Source organism: Microbacterium sp. LEMMJ01 (genome assembly GCF_002114135.1).
GTDB lineage: Bacteria > Actinomycetota > Actinomycetes > Actinomycetales > Microbacteriaceae > Microbacterium.
This window is the reverse complement of sequence record NZ_NCTV01000017.1, coordinates 106844-131619: the sequence shown is the minus strand read 5'-3', so window position 1 is coordinate 131619 and position 24776 is coordinate 106844. Positions and strand designations below refer to the sequence as shown.

Annotated in this window: 28 protein-coding genes; 22 read left to right on the top strand and 6 right to left on the bottom strand. The window is 68.8% G+C overall.

Going from position 1 to position 24776, the window contains the following annotated elements; translation table 11 throughout:
* Positions 1 to 115 precede the first annotated feature (115 nt).
* Positions 116 to 961: a F510_1955 family glycosylhydrolase gene (locus B7W94_RS03070; RefSeq protein WP_085604263.1), complete on the top strand. Its 846-nt coding sequence runs from the start codon at positions 116 to 118 to the stop codon at positions 959 to 961.
* Positions 962 to 1658: 697 nt separating this feature from the next.
* Here B7W94_RS03070 and B7W94_RS03060 read toward each other — a convergent pair.
* The 5 genes from B7W94_RS03060 to B7W94_RS03040 all read right to left on the bottom strand — a co-directional run bounded on the left by B7W94_RS03060 (position 1659) and on the right by B7W94_RS03040 (position 5794).
* Positions 1659 to 2465 (bottom strand): AAA family ATPase, encoded by an 807-nt coding sequence (locus tag B7W94_RS03060; RefSeq protein ID WP_025105228.1) that lies wholly within the window; start codon positions 2463 to 2465, stop codon positions 1659 to 1661.
* Complete coding sequence (locus B7W94_RS03055) at positions 2465 to 3850, bottom strand: Mu transposase C-terminal domain-containing protein (protein WP_025105227.1); 1386 nt, start codon at positions 3848 to 3850, stop codon at positions 2465 to 2467. Before B7W94_RS03055 ends, B7W94_RS03060 begins: the two co-directional genes overlap by 1 nt.
* A 5-nt stretch (positions 3851 to 3855) precedes the next feature.
* Positions 3856 to 4452: a recombinase family protein gene (locus B7W94_RS03050; RefSeq protein WP_025105226.1), complete on the bottom strand. Its 597-nt coding sequence runs from the start codon at positions 4450 to 4452 to the stop codon at positions 3856 to 3858.
* Positions 4453 to 4618: 166 nt separating this feature from the next.
* On the bottom strand, positions 4619 to 5248 hold the full coding sequence (locus tag B7W94_RS03045; protein WP_197426480.1) for a DUF305 domain-containing protein: 630 nt from the start codon (positions 5246 to 5248) through the stop codon (positions 4619 to 4621).
* A gap of 141 nt (positions 5249 to 5389) precedes the next feature.
* Positions 5390 to 5794: a four-helix bundle copper-binding protein gene (locus B7W94_RS03040; RefSeq protein ID WP_025105224.1), complete on the bottom strand. Its 405-nt coding sequence runs from the start codon at positions 5792 to 5794 to the stop codon at positions 5390 to 5392.
* 110 nt (positions 5795 to 5904) lie between these two features.
* Between B7W94_RS03040 and B7W94_RS03035 the strand changes: the two genes are divergently transcribed.
* The 18 genes from B7W94_RS03035 to B7W94_RS02960 all read left to right on the top strand — a co-directional run bounded on the left by B7W94_RS03035 (position 5905) and on the right by B7W94_RS02960 (position 21839).
* Positions 5905 to 6186, top strand: a complete 282-nt coding sequence (locus B7W94_RS03035) for a metal-sensitive transcriptional regulator (RefSeq protein WP_025105223.1) — start codon at positions 5905 to 5907, stop codon at positions 6184 to 6186.
* A 24-nt stretch (positions 6187 to 6210) separates the two neighbouring features.
* Entirely contained in the window at positions 6211 to 6804 is a 594-nt protein-coding gene (locus B7W94_RS18355) for a heavy-metal-associated domain-containing protein (RefSeq protein WP_025105222.1), read from the top strand.
* Between the two features lie 46 nt (positions 6805 to 6850).
* Entirely contained in the window at positions 6851 to 7300 is a 450-nt protein-coding gene (locus B7W94_RS03025; RefSeq protein WP_126894224.1) for a DUF6153 family protein, read from the top strand.
* A gap of 75 nt (positions 7301 to 7375) precedes the next feature.
* On the top strand, positions 7376 to 7972 hold the full coding sequence (locus B7W94_RS03020; protein ID WP_025105220.1) for a DUF305 domain-containing protein: 597 nt from the start codon (positions 7376 to 7378) through the stop codon (positions 7970 to 7972).
* A gap of 77 nt (positions 7973 to 8049) precedes the next feature.
* Positions 8050 to 8940: a F510_1955 family glycosylhydrolase gene (locus B7W94_RS03015; RefSeq protein WP_025105219.1), complete on the top strand. Its 891-nt coding sequence runs from the start codon at positions 8050 to 8052 to the stop codon at positions 8938 to 8940.
* Between the two features lie 97 nt (positions 8941 to 9037).
* The gene (locus B7W94_RS18350; protein ID WP_231729549.1) at positions 9038 to 9298 is read left to right on the top strand and encodes a hypothetical protein; all 261 of its coding nucleotides are present in this window, start codon (positions 9038 to 9040) and stop codon (positions 9296 to 9298) included.
* A gap of 184 nt (positions 9299 to 9482) precedes the next feature.
* Entirely contained in the window at positions 9483 to 10274 is a 792-nt protein-coding gene (locus B7W94_RS03010; protein ID WP_085604260.1) for a DMT family transporter, read from the top strand.
* Positions 10275 to 10381: 107 nt separating this feature from the next.
* The gene (locus B7W94_RS03005) at positions 10382 to 11470 is read left to right on the top strand and encodes an AAA family ATPase (RefSeq protein ID WP_172400054.1); all 1089 of its coding nucleotides are present in this window, start codon (positions 10382 to 10384) and stop codon (positions 11468 to 11470) included.
* A 31-nt stretch (positions 11471 to 11501) separates the two neighbouring features.
* Positions 11502 to 12389, top strand: coding sequence for a DUF58 domain-containing protein (locus B7W94_RS03000; protein WP_085604257.1), 888 nt, complete (start codon positions 11502 to 11504; stop codon positions 12387 to 12389).
* Positions 12376 to 12864, top strand: coding sequence for a hypothetical protein (locus B7W94_RS02995; protein ID WP_085604255.1), 489 nt, complete (start codon positions 12376 to 12378; stop codon positions 12862 to 12864). Before B7W94_RS03000 ends, B7W94_RS02995 begins: the two co-directional genes overlap by 14 nt.
* The gene (locus tag B7W94_RS02990; protein WP_253247369.1) at positions 12855 to 13841 is read left to right on the top strand and encodes a VWA domain-containing protein; all 987 of its coding nucleotides are present in this window, start codon (positions 12855 to 12857) and stop codon (positions 13839 to 13841) included. Before B7W94_RS02995 ends, B7W94_RS02990 begins: the two co-directional genes overlap by 10 nt.
* On the top strand, positions 13838 to 14890 hold the full coding sequence (locus tag B7W94_RS02985) for a vWA domain-containing protein (RefSeq protein WP_085604249.1): 1053 nt from the start codon (positions 13838 to 13840) through the stop codon (positions 14888 to 14890). Before B7W94_RS02990 ends, B7W94_RS02985 begins: the two co-directional genes overlap by 4 nt.
* 215 nt (positions 14891 to 15105) lie before the next feature.
* Positions 15106 to 15474, top strand: coding sequence for a hypothetical protein (locus B7W94_RS18345; protein WP_253247368.1), 369 nt, complete (start codon positions 15106 to 15108; stop codon positions 15472 to 15474).
* 5 nt (positions 15475 to 15479) lie between these two features.
* On the top strand, positions 15480 to 18644 hold the full coding sequence (locus B7W94_RS02980) for a PKD domain-containing protein (RefSeq protein WP_253247367.1): 3165 nt from the start codon (positions 15480 to 15482) through the stop codon (positions 18642 to 18644).
* Positions 18645 to 18772: 128 nt separating this feature from the next.
* Entirely contained in the window at positions 18773 to 19522 is a 750-nt protein-coding gene (locus B7W94_RS02975) for a hypothetical protein (protein ID WP_025105211.1), read from the top strand.
* The gene (locus tag B7W94_RS02970; RefSeq protein ID WP_085604246.1) at positions 19516 to 20619 is read left to right on the top strand and encodes a DUF4064 domain-containing protein; all 1104 of its coding nucleotides are present in this window, start codon (positions 19516 to 19518) and stop codon (positions 20617 to 20619) included. The genes B7W94_RS02975 and B7W94_RS02970 overlap by 7 nt, the downstream gene beginning before the upstream one ends.
* 27 nt (positions 20620 to 20646) lie before the next feature.
* Complete coding sequence (locus B7W94_RS02965; protein WP_085604243.1) at positions 20647 to 21345, top strand: phosphotransferase family protein; 699 nt, start codon at positions 20647 to 20649, stop codon at positions 21343 to 21345.
* 86 nt (positions 21346 to 21431) lie between these two features.
* Entirely contained in the window at positions 21432 to 21839 is a 408-nt protein-coding gene (locus B7W94_RS02960) for a pyridoxamine 5'-phosphate oxidase family protein (protein WP_025105208.1), read from the top strand.
* 21 nt (positions 21840 to 21860) lie between these two features.
* Here B7W94_RS02960 and B7W94_RS02955 read toward each other — a convergent pair whose 3' ends face one another.
* Positions 21861 to 22568, bottom strand: a complete 708-nt coding sequence (locus tag B7W94_RS02955; RefSeq protein WP_085604240.1) for a ZIP family metal transporter — start codon at positions 22566 to 22568, stop codon at positions 21861 to 21863.
* A gap of 79 nt (positions 22569 to 22647) precedes the next feature.
* Between B7W94_RS02955 and B7W94_RS02950 the strand changes: the two genes are divergently transcribed.
* The 3 genes from B7W94_RS02950 to argG are packed head-to-tail and all read left to right on the top strand — an operon-like array spanning position 22648 to position 24769.
* Positions 22648 to 22881 (top strand): AbrB/MazE/SpoVT family DNA-binding domain-containing protein, encoded by a 234-nt coding sequence (locus B7W94_RS02950; RefSeq protein WP_249521388.1) that lies wholly within the window; start codon positions 22648 to 22650, stop codon positions 22879 to 22881.
* Positions 22844 to 23281 carry a PIN domain-containing protein gene (locus B7W94_RS02945; protein WP_253247366.1) on the top strand — a complete coding sequence of 146 codons (438 nt, stop codon included), beginning with the start codon at positions 22844 to 22846 and terminating at the stop codon, positions 23279 to 23281. The genes B7W94_RS02950 and B7W94_RS02945 overlap by 38 nt, the downstream gene beginning before the upstream one ends.
* 42 nt (positions 23282 to 23323) lie before the next feature.
* On the top strand, positions 23324 to 24769 hold the full coding sequence (gene argG / locus B7W94_RS02940; RefSeq protein WP_025105204.1) for an argininosuccinate synthase: 1446 nt from the start codon (positions 23324 to 23326) through the stop codon (positions 24767 to 24769).
* Positions 24770 to 24776 lie beyond the last annotated feature (7 nt).

Here is a 24776-nt window from a genome sequence, read left to right as displayed (position 1 = left end):
GCCCCACGGCGTCACTCGACATCGCTCGACATCACGGGGCGCGCGTGCGACCCCGCGCCATCCTCACCCTCTGGGGGTGCGTCTCAGCCGCATCCCGCTGCTACTTCGGAGTTTCATGAACCGCCGCAGACCCCTGTCCGCCCTCTCGCTCACTGCAGCGATCCTGACCCTCACCGGCTGCGCCGCACCACAGCTCGCCCCCACCGGTGCTGCGCCCCCCGTCATCGAGCACATCCACGGCATCGCCCCCGACCCTCGTGGAGAGAACTACCTCGTCGCCACGCACGGAGGGATCTTCACCCTCACATCTGAAGGCGCCGTCAGCGGTCCGATCGGAGGCCACGACTTCGACGCGATGGGCTTCACCGTCCACGGCGACGTGCTGTTCGCGTCCGGGCACCCGGGTACCCAGACGCCGCCCAACCTCGGCGCCCCGAACCTCGGCATCATCCGCAGCGACGACTACGGCGAATCCTGGTCGCCGATCGCCCTCAACGGCACGACTGACTTCCACACCCTCACAGCCGCAACCGACGGCACCCTCTTCGGAATCGCCTCCGACAGCGTCGATGTGCTCATCAGCGCCGACAACGGCGACACGTGGTCGACGGGGGCCGCCCTCTCGGCCGCGGATCTCGCCGCAACCGACAACGGCGTCTACGCGGCAGCGGAAGAAGGCCTCCTCCTCAGCACCGACAACGGCGCGACCTTCACCCCCGTCCCCGACGCCCCGCTGCTCTACACCCTCGACGCACAACCGGACGGGACGCTAGCCGGGATAGGAACCGGCAGTGCCCTCTGGGTACAGCAGCCCGATGGCACCTGGGAGAGCCTCGAACGCCTCCAGGGCGCCGCGCAAGCCTTCACAGCCCTCGCAGAGGACCGGTTCCTCGTCGTCGACGACAGGGGCATCGTCGAGATCACGCCCGACACAACCACGGTCCTGGCACCGGCCCGATGACGCGCGAAAGATCCCGACCATGATTCAACGGCGCAACCCCTTCCGGCACATGTCCGTCTTCATCGCCGGTGCCACCGTTCTCGCTGTCCTGCTCGCTATCGGCAGCTTCTTCCTCATCGGAGCGATGTTCTCGTGAACCTCCACCACCTCACACCACACCGGACCAAACAGCCCACGGGTAACCGCCTCTCGGCCCGACGATCTCCCCTCCAGCGGCATCGTCGGCTCGTGCGGCTTGGGACACTCATCGTCTTGCTGGCGGCTGTGTTGTTCGCCACCCACTTCACCATCGACCTGACGACCACCGCGAGTTCGTTCTGGACCTCCACCGTCGGGAGCTCCGAAACAGCGGTCGTCCTCGCCATCATCGGAGCCGCCCTCATCTGGCGCGAACCACCAAGGAACAACGCATGGCCCTCGACAACTACTGGGTCAACGCCGTCTGGTCCATCATCCCCACGATAGGGATCGCCGGGTTCTTCTGGTTCGTCATCCGATCGATCCTGCGAGCGGACCGCACCGAACGGAGAGCGCGAGACCGAGTAGAAGCTCAGCTTCGCGCCGAGCGGAATCAGCCGCGACCAGGGCCAGACCAGCCCCGCCGATAACGATCGTTTTCGGTGGCCTCGTCGACGTCGACGACCAGGTGTGTGGAGTTGGGTGATGCACGGCGGTTTTCTGAGACCGTTCGATGTCGCTAGGTGCCGATGACGAGGACGCTAGCGGCAGCTTCTACGACATCGTCGGTGATGGTCTCAAGGTCGTTGATCTTGAGGACGCGGATGATCTGGGGGAAGAGTCGCTCGAGGAGGCGGAAGTTTCCACGGGTGATGCGCTCGATCGCGGCGATGGCTTGAGCGTCGGTGAAGTCGTCAGGATCGAGAGTGCGCCCAAGCCGTTTCCAGTGGCGGTCGAGGACGAAGAGCAGCTCGTCTCGCGCGAGGGAGCGGTAGTGGTGGGAGAAACCGAGGCGGCTGTAGAGCTGGGGGTAGTGGCGGAAGCGCTGGTCGATGCCGGGCATGCCGATGAGGATGATCGCGATGTGGGTGCGGTCGTGTTTGTCGCGAAGTAGCTCTAGGGCGGTGGCAGTGAGTCGCTCGGCTTCGTCGATGATGAGCAGTTCGACGAGATGTGCGGAGCGTCCGGGCGGGAGAGGTTCGGGATCGAGGGTGCGGAGGTGTTCGTCCGCACAGACGCCGACCTTGCTTTCCCAGCGTTCAATGTCATGCATGAGGTCCTTGGGTCGGCAGAGAACCTCGGGGGTGTAGAAGACGGCGCGCGAACGGTTGGCGAGTGCATAGTGTTTCGCGTCATCGTCGCCGCGTGGTCCCCATCGCATGAGGAAGGGTTCAAGCGCATCCCAGTTCGCGTAACGGCGAGCGGAGTTAGTCTTCCCGACGCCCGCGTCGCCGTGGCAGATGCCGATGGTGTGCTCTTTGCGGACGGCGTTCGCGAACTCTCGGAAGCGGCGGTGTTCCTTGGTGATGATGAATGCTTCGCTCATCAGTCGTCCTCTTCATAGGTGCGCAGCCGCGGCCGTCGGCGCGGGGGCGGTGCTTCCCGTGGCTCTTCCCGAGGAGCTGTGGTGGGGATGCGGTCGTTGATCGCACGGCGCAGTTCGCGGCGGCGTGCGCGGCGAGCAGTTTCGACGTCGCGGAGGCTGAGTCGGAGGTTCGGGTGGGCTTCGTCGACGGCGATGCAAATAAACGAGTCGTGGTCGTAGACGCGAACTTCGGAGATGTCGCGGGGGTCGTAGCGGATGGTGACGGTGCGCCCGACGAAGGGTGCGAGGGTGGGTGCAAGGTAGCGCTGGCCCTGGAAATGTATGCCGTCGCGTTGCACCACCCGGTTCTTTGGAACGGTGAGGAGGAGCCCGTCGAGGTCGTCGAGGGTGTCCGGCATTCGCGGCAGCCAGCCGTCCGCAATCCATGCGTCTCGAGGGGAGGTGCCGAGTTCGCGGTGGGGTCGTTCGTTGTATGTGGTGACGAACGAGCCGATAGCGCGGTCTAGGGCGGGGAGGTCGAGTGCGGGTCGGGGCGAGCGGTGGTTAGGGCCGAGGTGGCCGGGCAGGGTGGCGAGGAGTTCGGTGTTGATGGTGCCGAAGAACCGCTCGATCTTCCCGCGCCCCTGAGGGCGGGCGACAGCGGAGTGAATGATGCGGAAGTGCAGCGCGACCGCGGTGCGTTCGAGATGGCGGCTGGTGAAGTCGGAGCCGTGGTCGACGTGGAGGATGTCAGGGAGCCCGCACATCGCCCATGCGGGATCGGTTTTGCGCCAGATCGCTTGCCTCAGTGCGAGCGCGGTGTTGAGGGCGGAGGGTGCGCCGGTGAAGACGGTGTACCCGCAGATAGCGCGGGAGTAGTCATCCAGCACCGTTGTTAGCCAGGGTCGGTCAGGTTTCCCGTCCGCTCCGGCGATGAGGATGTCGAGTTCGGTGTGGTCAGCCTGCCAGATCTGGTTCGGTCGTTCAGCGCGGCGCCGGTATACGAGCTCGTGCCGGTCTCGGTATGACTTGGGCCCATCGAGGGCCAGAGTGACAAGGGCGGGATCGAGGGAGAGCACGATCTCTCGCACGGTGGCATAGCTTGGCGCGGAAAGCTCGTGGAGTCGTGCAAACTCGGCGGTGAGTCGATGCAGGGTTGCCAGGCTGGGGCGGGGCTTGGTCAGCGCGAGCCACTCGACGAACGCCACGGTGTCAGGAGCAGTGCGCCTTTTTCCGGCGTCGGCGCGAGTGTGCGGGTCGAGGGCGGAAATCCCTCCGGCTCGGTAGAGGTGGTGCCAGCGCTGCAGTGTGCGGGTGCTGACTCCCGTGCCGCGGGCGATCGCCGCGAGGGGCACCTGGTCTTCGACGTGCAGTCGAAGCAACCGCCACCTTTCCTGGCCATCCATGACATCTACATCGGGACGTGCTCGCGCGGGGCGTGGATTCGCTGGTGCCGGTACAGGGTCGCTCGGCTCCACCCGACGAGCCGGGCTGCGTCTTCTGCAGTGCGGCCGCGTTTGCGTGCGTCGGCGACGACCTGGAGCTTCTCGGCGATCACGGCCGGATCGGAAGCGGGCCGGCCGAACTTCGTGCCGTTCTGGCGGGCGGCTGCAATGCCCGCATTGACCCGTTCGACGATGAGCTCGCGTTCGTACTCGGCGAGGGTGGCGAGCATGTTCAGCATCAACCGCCCCGTCGACGTCGCCGGATCGATGCCATCGGAAATCGATCGCACATGAACGTCACGTTCGCGCAAGAGATTCACCGTGTTGAGAACATCGATCAGGGAGCGCCCCAACCGGTCCACCCTCCACACCACGACCGTGTCGTCTGCCTCCGCGTAGTTGAGGAGACGCTTCATGCCGGGCCGCTCAACCGCCGCACGACTTCCGGAGGTGACATCCGAGAACACATCTCGTCTCTGCACGCCGGCGCCGATGAGCGCGTCGAGCTGAAGCTGCGCATCCTGGGCCGCCGTGCTTACGCGGGTGTATCCGAGAAGCCTCACCCGATCATTCTGACTCGAAAACCCTCACCAGGGACAGTGCTGAGACAATTCTCGTTGAGACGAGTTCCCGAGACACCCTGCATGCCGGAAGCACGCCGGTCGCGGTGCTCAACCCACGGGATGTCAGAGGCGTCTTGAAAAGCTTTTGTTTTGTGAGACGCCCTGGTTACTGGGTGGGGCACTGGCGTTGCGCCGTCCGGTCGAAGGTGGGCGCGGGCCGCGCCTCCGCTTCCTCCACGGTGTCGGCGACGCCGTTGCGCTGGATGTCGTCGATCAGCCAGTCCATCTCGAGGATCTCGTTCCGCTGCGCCTTGCTGATCTCGGCGGCGAGTTCGCAGACGCGGACATCCTGGATCTGGGCCCGCTCGGAGCGGGTGATGGCAAGCGAGTGGTGAGGGATCATCGCGCTCATCCAGTCGGTGTCGTCGACGGTGATCTGGCTGCGGTCGAAGGCTATCCCGCCGCCGATGAGCAGCACGCTGGCGGCGACGACGGCGATGTTCGCCTTGGTGTTCTTGTACATGTTGAGCATCCAGGCCAGCATCACCAACCCCATGGTGCCGCCCATGGTGAGGGCCATGAACACGCGACTCTCGCTGAAGCGGACGTGGCTCCATTCCCAGGAGCCGACAAACATCACCCAGTACATGACGACCATGCCGGTGAGGATCATCGCCCCGAACCGCAGGTACATCTTCCATGAGTGCCCGCCGGAGCCGTGCTTGCTCTCCTTCGAGTGATCACTACCCTGAGGGTTCTGGTGGGCGTGCGTTCCGTGCTGCTCGTTGGAAGTCATGGTTCTCCTGGTGCAATCGGTGGCGGGCGCGGGCGCTGAGGACGGGGCAAGCGGTCGTCGGCGATGCGCCGCCCGTGAGGTTGGTGGTGCGACGAGCGCGCTGCTGCTCAGCAGCACCCTGGGTTGTGGCGCGGCGGCGGGTTACAGCGCGGCCAGCAGGTCGGCACACGCCTGCTCGCAGCGGCGGCAGGACTCGGCGCACACCCGGCAGTGTTCGTGCATGTCGGCGTGCTGCTCACACTCGGACGCGCAGGACGCGCAGGCCATGCGGCACGCTTCGAGGAGCGCGCGGACGGTCGCCGCGTCGGGCTCGGTCTGCCGGGAGAGTACTGCGCCCGTGGCCGCGCAGATATCGGCACAGTCAGCGTTTCTGCGGATGCACGTGACCAGCTCGGCGACCATGTCCTCTCCGAGGCACGCGTCGGCGCAGGCGGTACACGCCTGCGCGCATTCCACGCACGCCTCGATACAGCGCAGCAGTGTGTCCTGTGCTGCGGCGGAGCCGACCTTCGGATGGGTGGCGAGCATCTGATCTGCGACAGTCATGACTGTTTCCCCTTCCCCGGGGGCTCTCCCCGGCGCAGGTGACGCTAGGGCGAGGAAGGGGGTGCACCGAAGGGGGTTGATATACCCCCCTCGGGTATAGTATGACCGCCATGCACGGGTATGCGGATAACAAGGGCGCGCTGTTGAAACGGTTGCGTCGGGCGGAGGGTCAGGTGCAGGGCATCGCACGGATGGTGGAGAACGACGACTACTGCATCGACATCCTCACTCAGGTGTCCGCGGCGACGAAGGCGCTCGAGGCTGTCGCCCTTTCGCTACTCGGTGATCATCTCAGCCACTGCGTTGCCGAGGCCACCGCGCAGGGCGGGGCGGTGGCGGAGGAGAAAGTCCGCGAGGCGAACGCTGCGATCGCCCGGCTTGTGCGCTCCTGACCATTCCGACGAGAGGAATCCTTGATGACGATTGAACGTGTCGAACTGGGACTGAAGGACTCCGGTGCCGGGTGCAGTTGCTGCGCGGCCCCGGAAGCGCCCGCGCAGAAGACCGCCGCGCCGGCCGGGGCGACGACGCAGATTCTGGTGGAGGGTATGACGTGCGGGCACTGCGTGAGTAGCGTCACCGAAGAACTCTCTGCCCTCGACGAGGTCGAGCAGGTGAGCGTTGACCTGAATGCCGGTGGGGTATCGACTGTCACCGTTCACAGCAGCGCTCCGCTGCGCCTCGACGCCGTCCGCGTGGCCGTTGACGAGGCCGGCTACACCGTCATCCTCGCCAGCGACGACCCGCGTTCCGTGCTGACGGTGATGGAGCTGTCGCGGGCGAGCTACCGGAAGATGAAGCAGAACCTGTGGTGGGCGGCGGGGTACAACCTCATCTCCGTACCGCTGGCGGCGGGCATCCTCGCCCCGGTCGGTTTCGTGCTGCCGATGTCGGTCGGTGCGATCCTGATGTCGCTATCGACGATCGTCGTCGCCCTCAACGCGCAGCTGCTGCGCCGGCTCGACCTGCGCCCCGACGTCACCCCTAGCGCGGTACTTCAGGGGAGCTGACAGGACAGCTCTGTAGGGTCCCGTCGTGCAGGAAGGAGGACGTCGCATGCGGGCAACGGAACCGCGTCGCTGGATGAACCGGCGCCCGTCGCTGCTGCGCGCTGTCCTGTTCACCTCCACGCTGGTGCTCGGCGTGCTGATCGGACTGCTCGGCATGCACGTGCTCAGCACCGGCCCGGCACACCACGCAGCCGTCACCGCTGGCGCACACATCACGCACCACGACAGCGGGACTCACGATGCAACCCCCGTGACGGCACAGCCCGGTGCCGCGGCGCCCTGCTCCGATGGAGATGGGTGCGCGGGCGATATGGACGCCATGGGATTCATGGCGTGCGTGCTCGCGCTCCTCGCCGCAGCGATCGTCCTCACCATCCGCCCCGGGCCGGGTTTCCTCCTCCCTCGGACCGCCATCGTGCCACCCGCTACGTATCCAGTGGTGCGGGCACCGGTCCGCCCGCCGAACCTGACCGTCCTCTCCATCAGTCGTACGTGAACTGTGTTTGCCCCTCGCAGACACGGGGCGCTTTCACGCGCCCGCACACGCCCACCTCACGACATTGGAGTAATCATGAAGTTCCGCACTCTCACCGTCAGCGCCGGCCTCCTCGCCGGGGCGCTCGTCCTCGCCGGATGCGGTGACACCACCGCCGGCAGCAGCGACATGGAAGGCATGGACCACAGCAGCAGCGCGACCGCCGATGCGAGCGACGCGACGTTCAACGACGCGGACGTCTCCTTCGCGATGGGCATGGCGATGCACCACCAGCAGGCCATCGAGATGTCCGACACGCTGCTGGCCAAGGACGATGTCGATGCGGAAGTCGCCGCCCTCGCCGAGGACATCAAAGCCGCCCAGACCCCCGAGATCGAGACCATGAACCAGTGGCTAGAAACCTGGGGACAGGACACCGGCATGGGAGGCATGGACCACAGCGACGGGATGATGTCCGAAGAGGACATGACGGCCCTCGAAGAAGCCGACGGCGAGACCGCTTCCACGCTGTTCCTCGAGCAGATGATCGTCCACCACGAGGGTGCTATTGACATGGCGCAGACCGAGCTGAACGAGGGTGAGAACCCCGACGCTCTCGCCCTCGCGCAGAAGATCGTCGACGACCAGGAAGCCGAGATCGCGCAGATGGAGGACATGCTCACCCAACGGTGAGCATGTCCCCTCCCCACCGGGTGGCTGTCCCCGACAGACGGCCACCCGGTGTCGCCCATCTGCGCCCTGGAGAAAATATGCCCGCCCATCCCGCCCATCGCCGCGCCGTCACCGCGCTCACCCTCGCCACCACCGCGATGTTGATCCTGACCGGTTGCATCGGGCCCACCGACCCTGATCACGACACACAGGTCGCCCTCGAACACATTCACGGGCTCGCCGAGAACCCGGGCACCGGCGGCCTCCTCATCGCCAGTCACGGCGGCATATACCAACTCGACGCACTCACCCGCGATGCAGAACTCACCGGCCCCATCGCCGGAAACGACTTCGACGCGATGGGATTCACCGCCGCCGGTGGTGCGCTCTACGCCTCTGGACACCCCGGCAAGAACAGTCCCGGCCACTTCGGGTCCGGCAACCTCGGACTCATCCGTTCCGACGACGGCGGTGACACCTGGCAGAACGTCTCACTGGCAGGTGAAGCCGACTTCCACGACCTCACCGTCAGCCCCCGCGACCCGAACCGCATCTACGTGAACAACTTCGGTATCGTCCACCGCTCCGACGACGGCGGACACAGCTGGAACAACGGCGCCGGCATCGACGCATGGGACATCCTCGTCGACCCCGCCGACCCCGACGTAATCTACGCGACCACCTCCACCGGCTTGCACATCAGCCGCGACGGAGGCAGGACCTTCACCCTCGAGCCGGAAGCACCGAGAATGGTCCTCATCGCAGCGTTCAGCGATGGACGCCTCGTCGGAGCAGGTACCGACGGACAGCTCGTGTATCAAGCACCCTCGGGCAATTGGGCCTCAGGCAGCGAGCTCGGTACAGGACTGCAAGCCCTCACCACCACCAAGGCCGACGGGGTCATCGTCGCCGAAGACCGCGGTATCCGACTCTTCACCAGCCCGGACAGCCCCGGACAGGTGTTGTTCCGACCAGACCCCCACCTGTAAGAACTCGCGGCGTACGACTTCACCAAGGACTGACGGCCAAGCGACGGTAATCGCCCAGAGGGCAAAGCCCCCTAGCTGCTGAAGCGTGCGTCAGCGAATGACCGAAGTCCACCGCCACGAAGCACTCAAGTCCACAGACCAGGTGCACGACACGCCGAGAACCGATCCGCCGAAACCCCCTGCCGAAACCAATCCTCGCCGGAACGGCAGAGGTACCGTTTTCGGCATGGCACATGAAGTCGGCTACGCCCGAGTCTCCAAGCGCGAGCAAAACCCGGACGCGCAGGCCGCCGAGCTTCGCGCCGCCGGCTGCGAACGGGCCTGTTCGACGTCGCCGAAACCGACCCCACCATACTGACCGTGGAGAACCTAGCCAGCCACCTGCCCACGTCGACCCGCACCACGCAACCGCTCGCCCACAGACGTCGGCGTTTCCCCCGGGGACCCTGATACGCCGCCGCAGACTCCAGGAGGCAGCGCAAGAGCTCTGCGACAACCCCGCACTCAATCTGGCAGCGCTGGCCCACGATCCGGCTAGACCGATGCCGCCCACCTCACCGGCGACTTCCGAGCCCACCTCGGAACCACCCCCAGAACCTGCCGACAGACAGCGCAGACCATCGACCCCGCTCGATGGCTCCCGCGGCGCGAGTCGACCGCACTGGCAACTTCGCACTTTCAAACTTCGTAAGTTACCGACAGCCCTCAACAGTGCCGAACGGACCCTCGACGCCGGGACCGCCGCGATGGTCGTGAACCTGGCGCCGCTCATGGTCGTCGTCTTCAGCGGTCTCTTCCTCCGGGAGGGATTCCCCCGCCCCCTGGTGATCGGCGCCCCCATCGCCTTCCTCGGGGTGGTCCTCATCGGCATGAACTCCACCAGCAGCACCGGCCCCGACCTCACGGGCCTCCTGCTGGGCCTTCTCGCCGCGGTCATGTACGCGGGGTGCACCCTGCTGCAGAAACACCTGCTCACCTCGGGGGTCGACGCCACCACGCTGACCTGGCTCGGAGCGGCCGCCGGCACGATCGCCCTGCTTCCCTGGCTCGGCGCGTTGATCGCCGACGTGCAGACGGCGCCCCTCGACGCGACGCTGTGGGTGGTCTACCTCGGCATCTTCCCCACCGCCATCGCCTTCACCACCTGGGCGTACGTGCTGCAGCGCAGCACCGCGGGGAAGACCTCCGCGACGACCTACGTGGTCCCGGCCCTCGCCATCCTCCTGTCGTGGCTGATCCTCGGGGAGGTGCCCACCCCGCTCATGTTCGTGGGTGGCGCGCTGTGCCTGCTCGGCGTGCTCATCACGCGCATGCGCGGGCGGCGCTCGCGCTGAGCGCGCCGCCCGCGCGGGTCGAGGTCGGTCCGCGCGGATGCGATTACGCTGGTCGGCGGAGGGGCGCGCCGTGCGGGCCCGCGTGTGACCGAGGGAGACGAAGACCGATGACCGACGCCGACGCGCAGACCCCGCCGACGATCTCCGCACCCCCGCCGCCGCCCGCGCCCGCCGCGCCGATCGCCGCGCCGGCACCCGCCGCTGGCTCCGCGGCACCGACCGACGCCGAGATGGCGCGCGCCGGTGCCGTGCTGCAGACGATCTCCGACGCGTACTCCGCGAAGATGGTGGGCCAGGAACGCCTGCGCACCAGCCTGCTCGTCGCGCTCATCGCCGGCGGCCACATCCTCCTGGAGAGCGTGCCCGGCCTCGCCAAGACCACTGCCGCCAGCACGCTCGCGGACACCGTGAAGGCCAAGTTCAAGCGCATCCAGTGCACGCCCGACCTCCTGCCGAGCGACATCACGGGCAACCAGATCTACGACGCCGCGACGGGCAGCTTCCGGACGGTGCTCGGACCCGTGCACGCGAACTTCGTGCTGCTCGACGAGATCAACCGCTCCAGCGCCAAGACCCAGAGCGCCATGCTCGAGGCGATGCAGGAGCACCAGACCACCATCGGCGGCGAGATCCACCCGCTGCCGAAGCCGTTCCTCGTGATCGCGACGCAGAACCCCATCGAGCAGGAGGGCACCTACGAGCTGCCCGAGGCGCAGATGGACCGGTTCCTCCTCAAGGAGATCGTGGAGTACCCGAGCCCGGCGGAGGAGTTCGAGATCCTCAGCCGCATCGACTCGGGAGTGCTCGACCCCGACCGGCACGTGCACAGCGCCGTCACCCTGGACGACGTGCACCTGCTGCAGGACGTCGCGAGCCGCGTCTACGTCGACCCCGCTATCCGCAACTACATCGTGTCGATCGCGTATGTGACCCGGAATCCCGCGCCGTACATCGGGGAGGAGCGTGCCCGCTTCATCAAGTACGGCGCGAGCCCTCGGGCCAGCATCGCCTTCCTCCAGGCCTCCCGCGCCCTCGCCCTCCTCAGCGGCCGGACCCACGTCCTCCCCGAGGACATCCGCGCCCTGCGCCACCTCGTGCTGCGGCACCGCGTGCTGCTGACGTTCGAGGCCGACGCCGAGGGCATCCGCAGCGAGGAGATCATCGACCAGATCTTCGCCGCCGTGCCCACCCCCTGACCCGCCGACACGTCCAGGGATCCCGCGCCCGATGCCCAGTCTCATCACGCAGGTGAAGAGCAAGCTCTTCATCCACTCGAACCGCAAGTCGCTGCACGCGCTCGACGGCGCCTACGCGTCGTTGCTGCACGGGCGGAGCCTCGACTTCGAGGACCTGCGCAAGTACGAGTACGGCGACCAGGTGCGCGACATCGACTGGCGCGCGACCGCCCGCCTCGGCACACCGTTGGTCAAGCGGTCGCGGGCCACGCGCATGCACACGGTGATGTTCGTCGTCGACACGGGACGCTCGATGACCGCTCTCGCCGCGGACGAGCGCTCGAAGAAGGACCTGGCCATCCTGGCGACGGGAGCCCTCGGGGTGCTGACACTCCGGCACGGCGACGACTTCACGGTCGTCTACGGCGACGCCTCCCGCGTCCGCCGGCTGGCGCCGGGCCGCAGCGAGGGCGCCCTCGAACACGCGCTGCGGACGATCGACCGCGCGGTCGACGACGCGGCGGCCCCCAGCGATCGCGACGCCCTGCTGTCCTTCGTCACGCGGACGATCGCGCGGCGGATGATCGTCGTCGTGCTCACCGACGAGGCCCCGGTCACCACCGAGACCGAGCGCCTGCTGCGCCGCCTGCGCGTGCAGCACGACGTGCTCTGGCTCACCCTGCGCGACGCCGAACCGGTGCTCGACCATCGTTCCGCCCGGATGCGCGCCGACGTCGACAGCCTCTGGGAGGTCCCCGATTTCATCCAGGGCGACCGCACGATCGTGAACGAGCTCCGTGCGCAGCGGGCGGCCGACGCCGCCCGACTCGCCGACCTGCTCACGCGGATGGAGATCAGTCACGCCGCGCTCGACGGTCAGGACGACGCCGTTCCCCAGCTGCTGCACCTGTTGAACCGGAGGTCCGATGCCCGGTTCTGACGAGCTCTACCCGCCCGCGCAGTACGGGTGGGGATGGATGCTGCTCGCCCTTGGCATCCTGGCCCTGCTGATCGTCGGCACGTGGCTGCTGTTCCGGCTCACGCGCCCCCGCACCGCCGCCTCCGCAGCGGCCTCGGGTGCCGGTCAGCCGTCCACGCTCGACGTGCTGTCTGCTCTGCGCTCGGAGTACCTCGACCGCATCGACCGCGTCGAGCACGACTACCGGGACCGCCATCTCTCCGCGCGGCAGGCGAACCTGGAGCTGAGCCGCGTCGTGCGCACGTTCGTCAACGAGTACAGCGGTCTGGAAGCACCGGTGCTCACCCTCGACGACCTCGTCTCCCGCGGCGTGCACCCGGCGCTCATCGACGCGATGGGCCGCCACTACTATCCGAGCATCTTCCGGCAGGGACCCGCCATCGATCCGGCCGCCGGCGCCGAAGCCGCCAGGACGGTGGTGCGCGCGTGGCACTAGCGAACGTCTGGATGCCGGTCCTCGCCGCGGCGGTCGTCGTCGCCGCGGTGGCGATCGGTCTCGCGGTCGGCCTGCGCCGCCACCGCGACCGGCGGGCGGCGGACACCGCTCGCGTGGCCAGGGCGGAGCGGCTGCGGGCCCTGCCGTCCTTCCGCCAGGCGCTGTCCCGTCGCGCCGCCGCCCTGACGGGTCTACTCGCCCTCGGTGCGGGGGCCGCGCTGGTCGCCGGCGTCGTGGCCGCGCGTCCGATGTCCGCCCAGTCGATCCAACCCGTCGACACGAGCCGCGACATCATGCTCTGCCTGGACGTGTCGGGGTCGATGTCGGAGGTCGACGTCGAGGTGCTCTCCGTGTTCGACGAGCTGCTCGACGGCTTCGAGGGCGAGCGCATCGGCCTGACGATCTTCAACAGCTCTCCCGTGCAGATCTTCCCCCTCACCGACGACTACGACTTCATCCGCGAGCACCTCGCGAGCATGATGTCGAGCTTCGACTACGTGGACGAGATCCCGGAGCACTGGCTGGGCACGCTCAACGGCGACGGCGCCTCCCTCATCGGCGACGGACTCGCGGCCTGCACCATGGGCTTCGATCACCCGGACGACGACCGGTCCCGGTCGGTGATCTTCGCGACGGACAACGAGATCAACGGTGCCTCGATCGTGACGCTCGACGAGGCCGCGGCGTATGCGGCCTCCAAGGACGTGCGGGTGTTCGCGATCAACCCGGTCGAGGGCAAGGACGCCGACGTCAGCGCCGAGCTGGCCGCCGCCGCCGAGGCCACGGGAGGCGCCGCCTACGGGCTCCGCGACACGACCACCGTCGGGGACATCATCGACGAGGTCCAGAAGCAGGAGGCCACGGCGCTGCGCGGCGAGGCGCAGGTGGTCTGGACGGACACCCCGAACCTGTGGATCGCCGTCCTGTCGGTCCTCGCGCTCGGCTTCCTCGTGCTGGTGTGGAGGGTGCGCCTGTGATCTTCCAGCCCGTGCTCCCCGTGTTCCTCATCCTGCTGCTGTGCGCCGGCGTCGCCGGCGTGGCGGTCTGGATGCTCGTGCGTGCTCCGCGGGCCGGGGGTGAGGTCGTGACCGACCGACGCGCTCTCGCCGTGCATCGGTCCCTCTGGGCGCTGCGCCTCGTGATGGTGCTCGCCTGCGCCGTGATGCTGCTGCGGCCGGGGCTCCCCGGAGGCTCCACGCAGACCCTGGCGACCGACACCGACATCGTGCTCGTCGTCGACACCACCGCGAGCATCGTGGCCGAGGACTGGGACGACGACTCCCCCCGGCTCGACGGTGTGCGCGCCGACGTGCGCGCGCTCGTGGAGGAGTACCCCGGCGCCCGCTTCGCCCTCCTCACCTCGGATGCAGCAGCCCAGCTGAGGATCCCGCTGACCACCGACACCACCGCCCTGCTCGGCTCACTCGACGTGCTGCGCCCCGAGGTCACGAGCCAGTCGCGCGGCAGCTCGATCGGCGTGGCCGCTCCGCTGCTGAGCGAGACCCTCGCCGCCGCGGCGGAGTCGTCGCCGGACCGTTCGCGCATGGTCTTCTACTTCGGCGATGGCGAGCAGACCACGGGGTCCGACCCGGAGTCCTTCGCCGACAGCGCGCGGTACACCGACGCCGGAGCCGTCTTCGGATACGGGACGGCGGAGGGCGGGCCCATGCGCGTGACGACGGGGGGACTCGATCAGAGCGAATCCGAGTACATCCAGTACCAGGGTGCGGACGCGCTGTCCGTCATCGACGAGGGCAACCTCGAGACGATCGCCGGGCAGCTCGGCGTCGAGTACGAGCACCGGGAGGCGGATGTCGCCCCGGCCCTCCCCGCCGCACCGTCGAGCACCACCGCCTACGCCGACGCCGGCGAGGTGGGGAACGTGATCGAGCTGTACTGGGTCGCCGCGCTGGTCGTCCTCGCCGCGCTCGGCGTGGAGCTCACGCGCGCGACGATCCTGGTCGCCCGGCTCCGCGGGCTGCGCGCTCCCCGCTCGGCACGGCCCGCTCCACTCGACACTCCCTGACAGGCCCCGAGACCCCGGGCATCCGTGCGGGTACGGCGTGTACTCCGCGTCCGGCGATGGTATTGTGTTACCCGCCGGAGGCTTTTGTGCCTTCGGTGGGGGTTCGTCGGGACGAACCGCCGCGGTCCGAGCATCTCTGGGGGAGCTCTCGCGGTCGATCGTCCGACGATGTCGTGCCGACGTGGGGTCGGCCATCGAATGACTGGGGAACACACATGGGGAACAGTGCTGTCTGGAAGCGCGCACGCACGGGCGTGGCCGGGGCGATCGTGGGGGTGATGGTCACCGCGGGACTGGTCGCCCTCGGCGGCGGTGCCGCCGCGGCGGCCGACGATCCGGGCGGACTGCCTCCGCTGCTGCAGCGGGACGAGAACGTCGTCACCTCCGATCCGATCCCGACCGTGCAGATCGACAACGGGTACGTCTGGGCCCAGACGACGATCGGCTCGACCGTGTACGCGGTCGGCAAGTTCGACAACGCCCGCGAGCCGAAGGCCCCTCCCGGGACCGCACTGACGGCGCGCTCGACGTCCTCGCCTACGACATCGACACCGGTGCGCTGCTGCCGTTCGCCCCGCAGGTGAACGGCGTGATCAAGGCCGTCGCCGCCTCGCCAGACGGCACCCGCATCTACATCGGCGGCTCGTTCAACAAGGTGAACGGCAAGGACCGCTGGAACATCGCCGCGATCGACGCGAAGACCGGCGAGCTCGTCCCGGGCTTCGTGCCTTCCATCGGCGGATCCGGCGTCTACGCGCTGGCGACGTCGGGCACGACGGTCTACGCGGGCGGCCTGTTCACCCAGGCCAACGGCTCGCCGCGGAAGAACCTGGCCGCCTTCGACACCACCAACGGCGCCCTCCGTCCGTGGGCCCCGCAGACCGACCTCCAGGTCGATGCCATGGTCATGGACCCTGCCGGCGCGGACACGATCGTGGGCGGACGCTTCTCCCAGGTCAACGGCAACACCGAGATGCGCGGCAGCGCCTCCGTCGACAAGACCACGGGCGCCCTCAACACCGAGTGGGAGCTTGCGAAGACGGTCAAGAACGGCGCCGGCTCCGGCATCTACGCCGGCAAGGCCGGGACGTTCGGTCTCGCCACCGACGCGACCGGCGTGTACGGCACAGGCTGGGGCTTCGCCAACGCGGCGACGGGCAGCCTCGAGGGCACCTTCGCCGCCGAGGCCGGCACCGGTAAGGTGCGCTGGATCGCGGATTGCCTCGGCGACCATTACGGCGTCTACTCCACGGGAAAGGTCGTCTACACGACCAGCCACACGCATTCATGCGAAACTCTGGGACTCCACCCGGAGCAGGCTCCGCGCGTACACCGCTATTCCGAGGCATACACGGCGGATGCTCGCGGAACGCTGGCACCCGCGCCGACCGCGCCCAGTCGCAAGGACTGGGGCGGCACGCCCGCCCCGTCGCCGTACGCCTGGTCACCCGATTGGGCGGTCGGGACCACCACAGGACTCGGTCAGGCCGGGTTGTCGATCACCGGCACCGGCAACATGATCTCCATCGGCGGCGAGTTCCGCTCCGTCAACAACGGACAGTTCGAAGGACTCGTCCGCTTCTCGACCACCCCTCCAGAGGGCCCGAAGGACGGACCGCGCCTCTCCGGCGACAAGTGGGTGCCGACCGCGACTTCGCTCACCCCCGGGCGCGTGAAGGTCACCATTCCCGCCAACTGGGACCGTGACGATCTCACGCTCACATACGAGTTGCGCCGCGCCGACTCGACCACCCCGTTGTTCACCACCAAGGTGGACTCCACGTGGTGGAACCTGCCCGCAGTCAGCTTCGAGGACACGACGGCTCCGGTCGGCGCACAGCAGCAGTACACCTTCACCGCCACGGACAGCAACGGCCACACGGTTTCGAGCAAGACGACGACCGCCACGGCGGCCGCGTCCACACCTGCGTACTCCAACGCCGTGCTCGCTGACGGCCCCCAGTTGTACTACCCGTTGGGAACCGTCGCGCAGGATGTGGCAGGTACGAACAGCCCGCTCATCCGCTCAGGAGCGACGCCTCGGTCATCAGGCGTGCCGAAGGGCGTGGCCGGGGCGACAGCCCTCGACGGGACGGAGACCGGACGAGTCGACACGACCACGAAGGCCGCGGCGCCAGCATCGTTCTCGGCCGAGATGTGGTTCCAGACCTCGACGACCGCGGGCGGCGTGTTGTTCGACTTCGAGAGCTCGGCCGTTGGCTTCTTCTCGAAGAACTACGACCGAACCGTCTACATGTCAGACAATGGCCGCCTGAACTTCGGGGTATACAACGACGGCACCAAAGTGCTCACGACCGCGACGGCATACAACGACAACCGCTGGCATCATGTCGTCGCGTCGGTGAGCCCCGAGGGAATGAAGCTCTTCATCGACGGAAAGCTCGACGGCCAGCTCCCTACCGTCACCAAAGCGCAGGACTTCAACGGGTACTGGAAGATTGGCGGTGGCAGGCTGAAGGGTTGGGCGAATGAGCCGACCAAGACGCTTGCTGCCCCTGCCAACCTTGCCGGCGATGCCCACCTGGTCGGCAATGTCGATGAGTTCGCGGTCTACCCGTATGGCCTGACCGCGGGACAGGTCAAGACCCACTACAGCGTCGGGAATGGCTCCACAGCCCCCGTCGCCGCTTATACGGCCGCGGCAAGCGGCCTCACCGCGACCTTCGACGCGAGCACGTCCGTGCCGCCCGGCTCCGCCACGATCTCGGACTACCGCTGGGACTTCGGCGACGGGTCCGCGGGCACCGGCAAGACGCCGTCGCACACGTACGCGAAGCCCGGCACGTACACGGTCACGCTCACGATCACCGACAGCCAGAGCCTCATGGGATCGGTCACGAAACCGGTCGTCGTCCAGGGCGCCAACGCGCTGCCCACGGCTTCGTTCACGCTCTCGACCTCGGGGCTGACGGTGTCGGCCGACGCGTCGGCATCGACGGACGCCGACGGCAGCGTCCGCAGCTACCGCTGGGACTGGGGCGACGGCACGACCGGCGAAGGCGCGTCGGCGACGCACACCTACGCGACCGCCGGCACGCGGACGGTCACCCTCACCGTGACGGACGACGTCGGGGGCTCGGCGACGACCACCCGGGAAGCCGTGGTGGCGGAGCCCGCGCCGCTCGCGAGCGACGAGTTCGAGCGCACGGCGGGTCCCGGCTGGGGCGAAGCCCTCGCCGGCGGCGCCTGGAAGATCACCGGCGGATCCGCCGCCGCGGCCAGCGTCGCCGACGGCTCGGGGCAGCTGAAGCTGGCCGCGGGAGACACCCGCCACGCGACGCTGAACGCCCCGTCGGTGCCGAACCCGGCGCTGGAGACGACCTTCCGCGTGGATCAGCCGTCGAGCACGGGAGGCTCCTACATCGGGGTCATCGCCCGGGACTCGTCCGCCGGTCGGTATCTCGTGCGCGCCTGGCTCCGCCCCGACGGCACGGTCTGGCTCGTGGCGCACCGCGACGGCACCGTCCTCGCGACCCGGGCACTGAACGGCGTCACGGTCACCCCGGGCACCACCTACACGCTCAAGGCGGCCGTGACGGGGGCGGACAAGGCCTCCCTCGTCGCGAAGCTCTGGGCGACCGATGCCGCGGAGCCCGCCGACTGGCAGCTGCGGGCGACCGACGCCGCCCCGCTTCCGGCGGGTGGCGTGGGTCTCAGCGGCAGCCGCTCTGCGAGCGCCACCGCACCGCTCGGCGTGTCCTTCGACACGTTCCGCGTCAGGGCGGCGGAGTAACCGGACCGCTCACGCACGGACGCCGGCCTCGATCGCCTCGGGGCCGGCGTCCGTCGTCTGGAGCCTCCCGTCCACTGGCCGCGGATAGGATGTTCAGACGCCGACGACAGGGGAGGAGGTGCGTCGTGATGCCTGCCCGGGACGAGGCCGCCACAGACCTCCTCCGCTCGAACCGCCGTCGCCGGCTCATCCGCCGCTGGGTCGCGATCGGGACGATCCCGCTCACCCTCGCCGCGCTGCTCTTCGTCGGCAAGCTGCTCAGCATGTACGCGTTCGCCCATCAGGCCATCACCGCCTACGTCGTCGACGACTTCGCGGGTTCCGAGTCCTCGGCGCGAGGACAGGACGTCCTGAACTGGTTCGAGCCGTTCAAGGCGCCGTACAATATCGGCACCGCACTGGCCGGGGCCGATGAACTCCCCGCCTCCCGCGCAGAACTGGAGCGTGCCCTGGATCTCGCCACCGGGCTCGAGGTCTGCCCGGTCCGGATCAATCTCGCCCTCGTGGTCGAGCGGATGGGCGACGCCGCCAGGGCCGAGGGCGACGGTGCCGGGGCGACCACCCTCTACGGCGAGGCGCTGACGATCACGGTCGAGACCCCGGAGGAGTGCCACAGCGAGGAGGCGCAGCAGCAGTCTCCCGATCCCGAGCGCGACATGACGGACACTCTCGACAGCACCGAGGACCGCCTCAAGCAGAAGCAGCAGGAACAGGAGCAGCAACAGCAGCCGCAGGAGCCGCAGGACGAGCAGGAGGAGCCGCAGCCGTCGGAGGACAAGCTGCAGGATCTCCAGGACAAGCTCGAGCAGGGGACGCAGGAACGCGATCAGCAGCAGGGCGATGAGCCCGGCGGCACCGGGGTGGACAAGCCATGGTGAGCGATCACGAGCGACAGCGCGCCCGGTATGTGGGCGGCACCGAGGGCGCCCCGCCGGTCCCGCCGCCCGGGGGCTATCGCGGCGCCCGGCGGCAGCACCAGGTGGGTCCCACGCCGCCCGCCCTCTCCCCGCTGCCGCCCGAGGAGAAGAAGCCCTCGGCGAATGCCCTGGGCTGGATCGCGCTGGTCGCCGCGATCCTCTTCGTCCTGATCCTGTTCGGCACGCTCGTGGTCGGCGGCACCGACCTGCTGTACGGCGTGACGATGATCACGCTGCAGCTCGTGGTGCTCGCCGTCATCGTGGCCGCGCTCTTCACGCCGGGCGGACGGCGGCTCGGGATCATCGCGCTCGTCCTCACCATCCTGTTCAACGTCGCGACCGTCGGGGCGCTCAGCGCACTGCGCACCTCGGCGTCCGGCAACTACGAAGGCGTGAAGACCGCGGAGCAGCGGCATGCGGAGGCCTACCCCGGGATCAAGGGCACGGCCCCGCAGGAAGCGCTCACCCAGCAGTCCATGGAGGAGGTGCGCGCCGAGGCCGACGCTCTCTTCACCGACATCCGGGAGCGGCTCTCCGCCGACTTCGGGTTCACCTGGGTTCAGGTGGGCGACGAGGACATCCGGCCGGAGCGCAACGGCTACGGCGGGGAGTCGATGCTGTCGGAGTACACCTCGGCGGCCTGGGCGACCGAGCAGCCCGTGCAGGGCTACGCGCGCAAGCTCGAGGTGATGGCTGCGATCGACGAGGTGGTGGCGGCGCACGGCCTGTGGAACCTGTACTCCTTCAACGACCCGGCGAACTCCGGGATCGACCCGTCCATGATCGCCAAGCTCTACGGCAGTGGCGACCCGCGCACGCAGACGACGTGGGAGTACTACACGGAGAACTACCCCGACCCGCTGCGCTTCTACGCGAACATCTATGACCTGTCGAACGATGCCGACGGCGGCTTCCGCACCTCGCGGGAGGCGCAGAGTGCGCGCACCGGCGAGCCGGTCGAGGGGCTCCAGCTCGTGGTCATCGCCGGCAAGGTGCTGAGCGAGGCCGACCGCGCGGAGTTCGAGGAGCGGCTGCAGGACTATCCCGGCTTCGAGTGACCACCCGCCCGGTGCGAGGATGACGGGATGAGGCAGGGAGCGGTCGGCGCGGTGCGGCTCGTCGAGCGCGGCGGACGCCGGCTGGTCGAGAAGCGCCTCGCCGATCCGGCACGGCACGACAACGAGCTGCGGGCCCTCCGCCGACTCGTCGGCTCCGGGCTCCCGGTGCCCGAGGTGGTCGAGGAGCGGCCGGGGGCGATCCTCATGACGGCGCTCCCCGGCACCCGCCTCGACGACGCCGCCGCCGACGCCCGGATCCTGGGCCTCGGTTCGTCGGCACCGCTGCTCCGCGCCCTGCATCGGCTCGACCCACCCGACGACCTTCTTCCGGCACCCGACGACGCCATGATCATCGAGCGGTATCGCGCCGCCGGTGCGCCTCCCCTCCCGCTGCGCATCCCGCCGTCGTCCGGGACCGTCTTCTGCCACGGCGACTGGACCGACGGCAACCTGCTCGCGCAGCACGGCCGCATCTCCGGGGTCGTCGACTGGGAGGCGTCCCACCGTGGCGATCCGCTGCGGGAGCTGGCGCGAGCCGCGTGGGGAGCCGCCCGGAAGGATCCGCGGTCCGAGCGGGCGCTCATCGACGGCTACGGCGCCGATCCCGCCCGCGTCCGCGCGTGGTACCCGGTGCACGCCGCGGAGCTGTGGCTGTGGTTCGCGGAGGCCGGCCCTCCCGCGTACCTCGCTGCGCTCACCGCCGACCTGGAGAGGTGGTCGGACTGACGCTCACCGGGTGATTCCGGTCGGACGCCCTCGATGATCCGATGCGCCGTGGCTACACTGGCGGCACAGGGGGAGGGAGCGTCCGCATGATCCACGAACTCGACGAGCAGCAGTCCTACGAGTTGCTGGCGACCACCACGGTGGGCCGCATCGGATTCGTCGACGAGGGCCTGGTGCAGATCCATCCGGTGAACTTCGTCGTCTCGGGGCACGAGCTGCTCCTGCGCACATCTCCGGATGGCCACCTGGCGGCCCTCTCCCGCGAGTCGGCCGAGGTGTCGTTCGAGGTCGACTACCACGATCCGATCGGCGGCCTGGGCTGGAGCGTGCTGATGCACGGTGTCCTGTCGCAGGTACCCGAGGAGGACGCGGCCGGGGCGGCGGCGCGGGTGCATCCGTGGGCCGGAGACGACCGCGACCTCCCGCTGTCGTTCCGCATCGAGCGCATCACCGGACGCAGCGTCCGCCGCGACGCCCGCACGGGCGGCGTCTGAGCCGCCGAGCGCGCGTTCCGCTCAGGACGCGAAGGCGAGACCGGCGGCGAGCGCGAATCCGAGGACGGTCGCCAGCCCCGTGGACTCCTTCGCCTTCGACTGCGCCTCCGGGACCATCGAGTCCACCAGCATGACGAGCAGGGCGCCCGCGGCGAAACCGCTCGCCCCCGAACGGAAGACCTCGCCGGTCACGCTGGCCAGCGCGAAGCCGGCGACCGTCGCCAGCGCGCAGACCACGGCGACGCCGGCCCACAGCAGCAGCACTCTGGACCGTCGCATGCCGCCGTCGAGCAGGTCGGCGGCGGAGCCGATGGACTCCGGGAGGTTCGAGACGAGGATGGCGACGACGAGCGCGATGCTCACCGGCTCCCCCGAGGCGAGACCGATGCCGAGGACGAGCTGCTCCGGGATCCCGTCGAGGAGGGCGCCCACCGCGAGCTGGCCTCCCCCGGCCTCGCCCTTCTTCCTCGCGGCCCTGGCGTCGAGGATGCGGGCGGCGATGTAGTAGCTGAGGGCTCCGAGGGCGACGCCGGTGACGAGCGGGATCGGACCACCCCGGTCGAGCCCCTCCTCCCACAGCTCGAAGGCGATGGAGGCCATCAGCGCTCCGGCGCCGAAACCCAGCACGATGCCCAGCCACCGCGGCGGCCAGCTGCGCAGCATCGCGAGCACCGCGCCGACGAACAGCGGAGCCGCCGCGACGGCTCCCCACAGAATCGCTCCACCCATGTCCGACCTCCCGTGCGCCCACTCTCTCACTTCCCGCAGCTGAGACTCGTGCCACCCACCCGAATGGTATTCTCTCGGCATGAAGGCAACCATGGACAAGGCAGGACGAATCGTGATCCCTGCCGCACTCCGCGAGCGTGTCGGATTGGTTCCCGGGCCGGTGGACCTCGTCCTCGACGGCAACGGCATCCGGATCGAGATCGAGGCCCCCGACAACCTCGTCGAGAAAGACGGCCGCCTCGTCGTCCGCTCTTCCGGCACCACCCTCACACCTGATGACGTTCGCGAGCTCCGCCTTGCCGACCAGCGCTGACTTCGTCCTCGACACGAGTGCGGCGGTCGCTCTTCTCGTGGAAGACCACACGGCGCACGGCGCGGTGCAGACCTTCTGCGCCGGTGCGGCCCTCGGTCTCGCCGGACACGCCTCGGCAGAGACGTACTCCGTCCTGACCCGCCTGCCGCCCCCCGATCGACTGACCCCCTCGGCCGCGGCGCTCGCCATCCGCACCGCCTTTCCCCGTTCGGCGTCACTCGCGGGGCACACCGCGCTCACCGCCGTCGATGTTCTCGCCGATGCGGGGATCTCCGGCGGGGCGGTCTATGACGGCCTCGTCGGCCTCGCCGCACGGGATGCCGGCGTCCCGCTCGTCACGTGCGATCGCCGCGCGCTGGGCACCTATGCGGTGCTCGGCGTCATGACGCGGCTCGTCTGAGGCGAGACGGGACGACACGCCGCCGCCGATAGACTGGGAGCCATGTCCAAGGTCCTCCAGTCCCTGCCCGTCGGCGAGCGCGTCGGCATCGCCTTCTCCGGAGGACTCGACACCTCCGTCGCCGTCGCCTGGATGCGCGACAAGGGCGCCGTCCCCTTCACCTACACGGGTGACCTCGGACAGTACGACGAGGACGACATCGCCTCGATCCCCGGGCGCGCGCTGGAGTACGGCGCCGAGGCCTCGCGCCTCATCGACTGCAAGACGGCGCTCGTCGAGGAGGGCTTCGTCGCGCTCTCCTGCGGCGCCTTCCACATCCGCTCCGGCGGCAAGACCTACTTCAACACCACGCCGCTCGGTCGCGCGGTCACCGGCACCCTGCTCGTGCGTGCGATGCGCGAGGACGGCGTCGACATCTGGGGCGACGGCTCGACCTACAAGGGCAACGACATCGAGCGGTTCTACCGCTACGGCCTCCTCGCCAACCCCCGCCTGCGCATCTACAAGCCCTGGCTCGACGCGGACTTCGTCACGGAGCTCGGCGGTCGCCAGGAGATGAGCGAATGGCTGGTCGCGCACGGCTTCCCGTACCGCGACTCGGCCGAGAAGGCGTACTCGACGGATGCGAACATCTGGGGCGCGACCCACGAGGCGAAGACGCTCGAGCACCTCGACGTGTCGCTGGAGACCGTCGACCCGATCATGGGCGTGAAGTTCTGGGACCCGTCCGTCGCCATCGAGACCGAGGACGTCTCGGTGACGTTCGAGGGCGGCCGTCCGGTCGCGATCAACGGCGTCGAGTTCAGCGACCCGGTGGCCCTGGTTCAGGAGGCGAACGCGATCGGCGGGCGCCACGGCCTGGGCATGAGCGACCAGATCGAGAACCGCATCATCGAGGCGAAGTCGCGCGGCATCTACGAGGCTCCGGCCATGGCGCTGCTCTTCATCGCGTACGAGCGCCTCGTCAACGGCATCCTCAACGAGGACACCCTCGCCACCTACCACGAGCAGGGTCGCCGCCTCGGTCGCCTCATGTACGAGGGCCGCTGGCTCGAGCCGCAGTCGCTCATGCTCCGCGAGTCCATCCAGCGCTGGGTCGGCTCGACGATCTCGGGCACCGTGACGATCCGCCTGCGCCGCGGCGACGACTGGACGATCCTCGACACCGTCTCGCCGAACCTGTCGTACGGGCCGGAGAAGCTGTCGATGGAGCGCGTCGGCGACGCCGCGTTCGGCCCGGTGGACCGGATCGGCCAGCTCACGATGCGCAACCTCGACATCGCCGACTCCCGCGCCCGCCTGGAGCAGTATGCGGGCCTCGGCCTCGTCGGCGGCGCGACGGGCGAGCTCGTCGGACGGGTGACCGCGGGCGAGTCGGCCGAGATCACCGAATCGGTGCACGGCTCGATCTCGGAGGCCGACGAGAATCTCGCGGACGCGGTCGACACCGCTTCCGAGCGCGCGGCCTTCGACTCCGGCACCGACTGAGCGCACG

Bases quoted from the DNA above. Each gene is read 5' to 3' on its own strand.
- B7W94_RS03070 (WP_085604263.1), top strand. From the start codon at position 116: ATGAACCGCCGCAGACCCCTGTCCGCCCTCTCGCTCACTGCAGCGATC.
- B7W94_RS03060 (WP_025105228.1), bottom strand. From the start codon at position 2,465: ATGAGCGAAGCATTCATCATCACCAAGGAACACCGCCGCTTCCGAGAG.
- B7W94_RS03055 (WP_025105227.1), bottom strand. From the start codon at position 3,850: ATGGATGGCCAGGAAAGGTGGCGGTTGCTTCGACTGCACGTCGAAGAC.
- B7W94_RS03045 (WP_197426480.1), bottom strand. From the start codon at position 5,248: ATGACTTCCAACGAGCAGCACGGAACGCACGCCCACCAGAACCCTCAG.
- B7W94_RS03040 (WP_025105224.1), bottom strand. From the start codon at position 5,794: ATGACTGTCGCAGATCAGATGCTCGCCACCCATCCGAAGGTCGGCTCC.
- B7W94_RS03035 (WP_025105223.1), top strand. From the start codon at position 5,905: ATGCACGGGTATGCGGATAACAAGGGCGCGCTGTTGAAACGGTTGCGT.
- B7W94_RS18355 (WP_025105222.1), top strand. From the start codon at position 6,211: ATGACGATTGAACGTGTCGAACTGGGACTGAAGGACTCCGGTGCCGGG.
- B7W94_RS03025 (WP_126894224.1), top strand. From the start codon at position 6,851: ATGCGGGCAACGGAACCGCGTCGCTGGATGAACCGGCGCCCGTCGCTG.
- B7W94_RS03020 (WP_025105220.1), top strand. From the start codon at position 7,376: ATGAAGTTCCGCACTCTCACCGTCAGCGCCGGCCTCCTCGCCGGGGCG.
- B7W94_RS03015 (WP_025105219.1), top strand. From the start codon at position 8,050: ATGCCCGCCCATCCCGCCCATCGCCGCGCCGTCACCGCGCTCACCCTC.
- B7W94_RS18350 (WP_231729549.1), top strand. From the start codon at position 9,038: ATGACCGAAGTCCACCGCCACGAAGCACTCAAGTCCACAGACCAGGTG.
- B7W94_RS03010 (WP_085604260.1), top strand. From the start codon at position 9,483: ATGCCGCCCACCTCACCGGCGACTTCCGAGCCCACCTCGGAACCACCC.
- B7W94_RS03005 (WP_172400054.1), top strand. From the start codon at position 10,382: ATGACCGACGCCGACGCGCAGACCCCGCCGACGATCTCCGCACCCCCG.
- B7W94_RS03000 (WP_085604257.1), top strand. From the start codon at position 11,502: ATGCCCAGTCTCATCACGCAGGTGAAGAGCAAGCTCTTCATCCACTCG.
- B7W94_RS02995 (WP_085604255.1), top strand. From the start codon at position 12,376: ATGCCCGGTTCTGACGAGCTCTACCCGCCCGCGCAGTACGGGTGGGGA.
- B7W94_RS18345 (WP_253247368.1), top strand. From the start codon at position 15,106: ATGGGGAACAGTGCTGTCTGGAAGCGCGCACGCACGGGCGTGGCCGGG.
- B7W94_RS02975 (WP_025105211.1), top strand. From the start codon at position 18,773: ATGCCTGCCCGGGACGAGGCCGCCACAGACCTCCTCCGCTCGAACCGC.
- B7W94_RS02970 (WP_085604246.1), top strand. From the start codon at position 19,516: ATGGTGAGCGATCACGAGCGACAGCGCGCCCGGTATGTGGGCGGCACC.
- B7W94_RS02965 (WP_085604243.1), top strand. From the start codon at position 20,647: ATGAGGCAGGGAGCGGTCGGCGCGGTGCGGCTCGTCGAGCGCGGCGGA.
- B7W94_RS02960 (WP_025105208.1), top strand. From the start codon at position 21,432: ATGATCCACGAACTCGACGAGCAGCAGTCCTACGAGTTGCTGGCGACC.
- B7W94_RS02955 (WP_085604240.1), bottom strand. From the start codon at position 22,568: ATGGGTGGAGCGATTCTGTGGGGAGCCGTCGCGGCGGCTCCGCTGTTC.
- B7W94_RS02950 (WP_249521388.1), top strand. From the start codon at position 22,648: ATGAAGGCAACCATGGACAAGGCAGGACGAATCGTGATCCCTGCCGCA.
- B7W94_RS02945 (WP_253247366.1), top strand. From the start codon at position 22,844: ATGACGTTCGCGAGCTCCGCCTTGCCGACCAGCGCTGACTTCGTCCTC.
- argG (WP_025105204.1), top strand. From the start codon at position 23,324: ATGTCCAAGGTCCTCCAGTCCCTGCCCGTCGGCGAGCGCGTCGGCATC.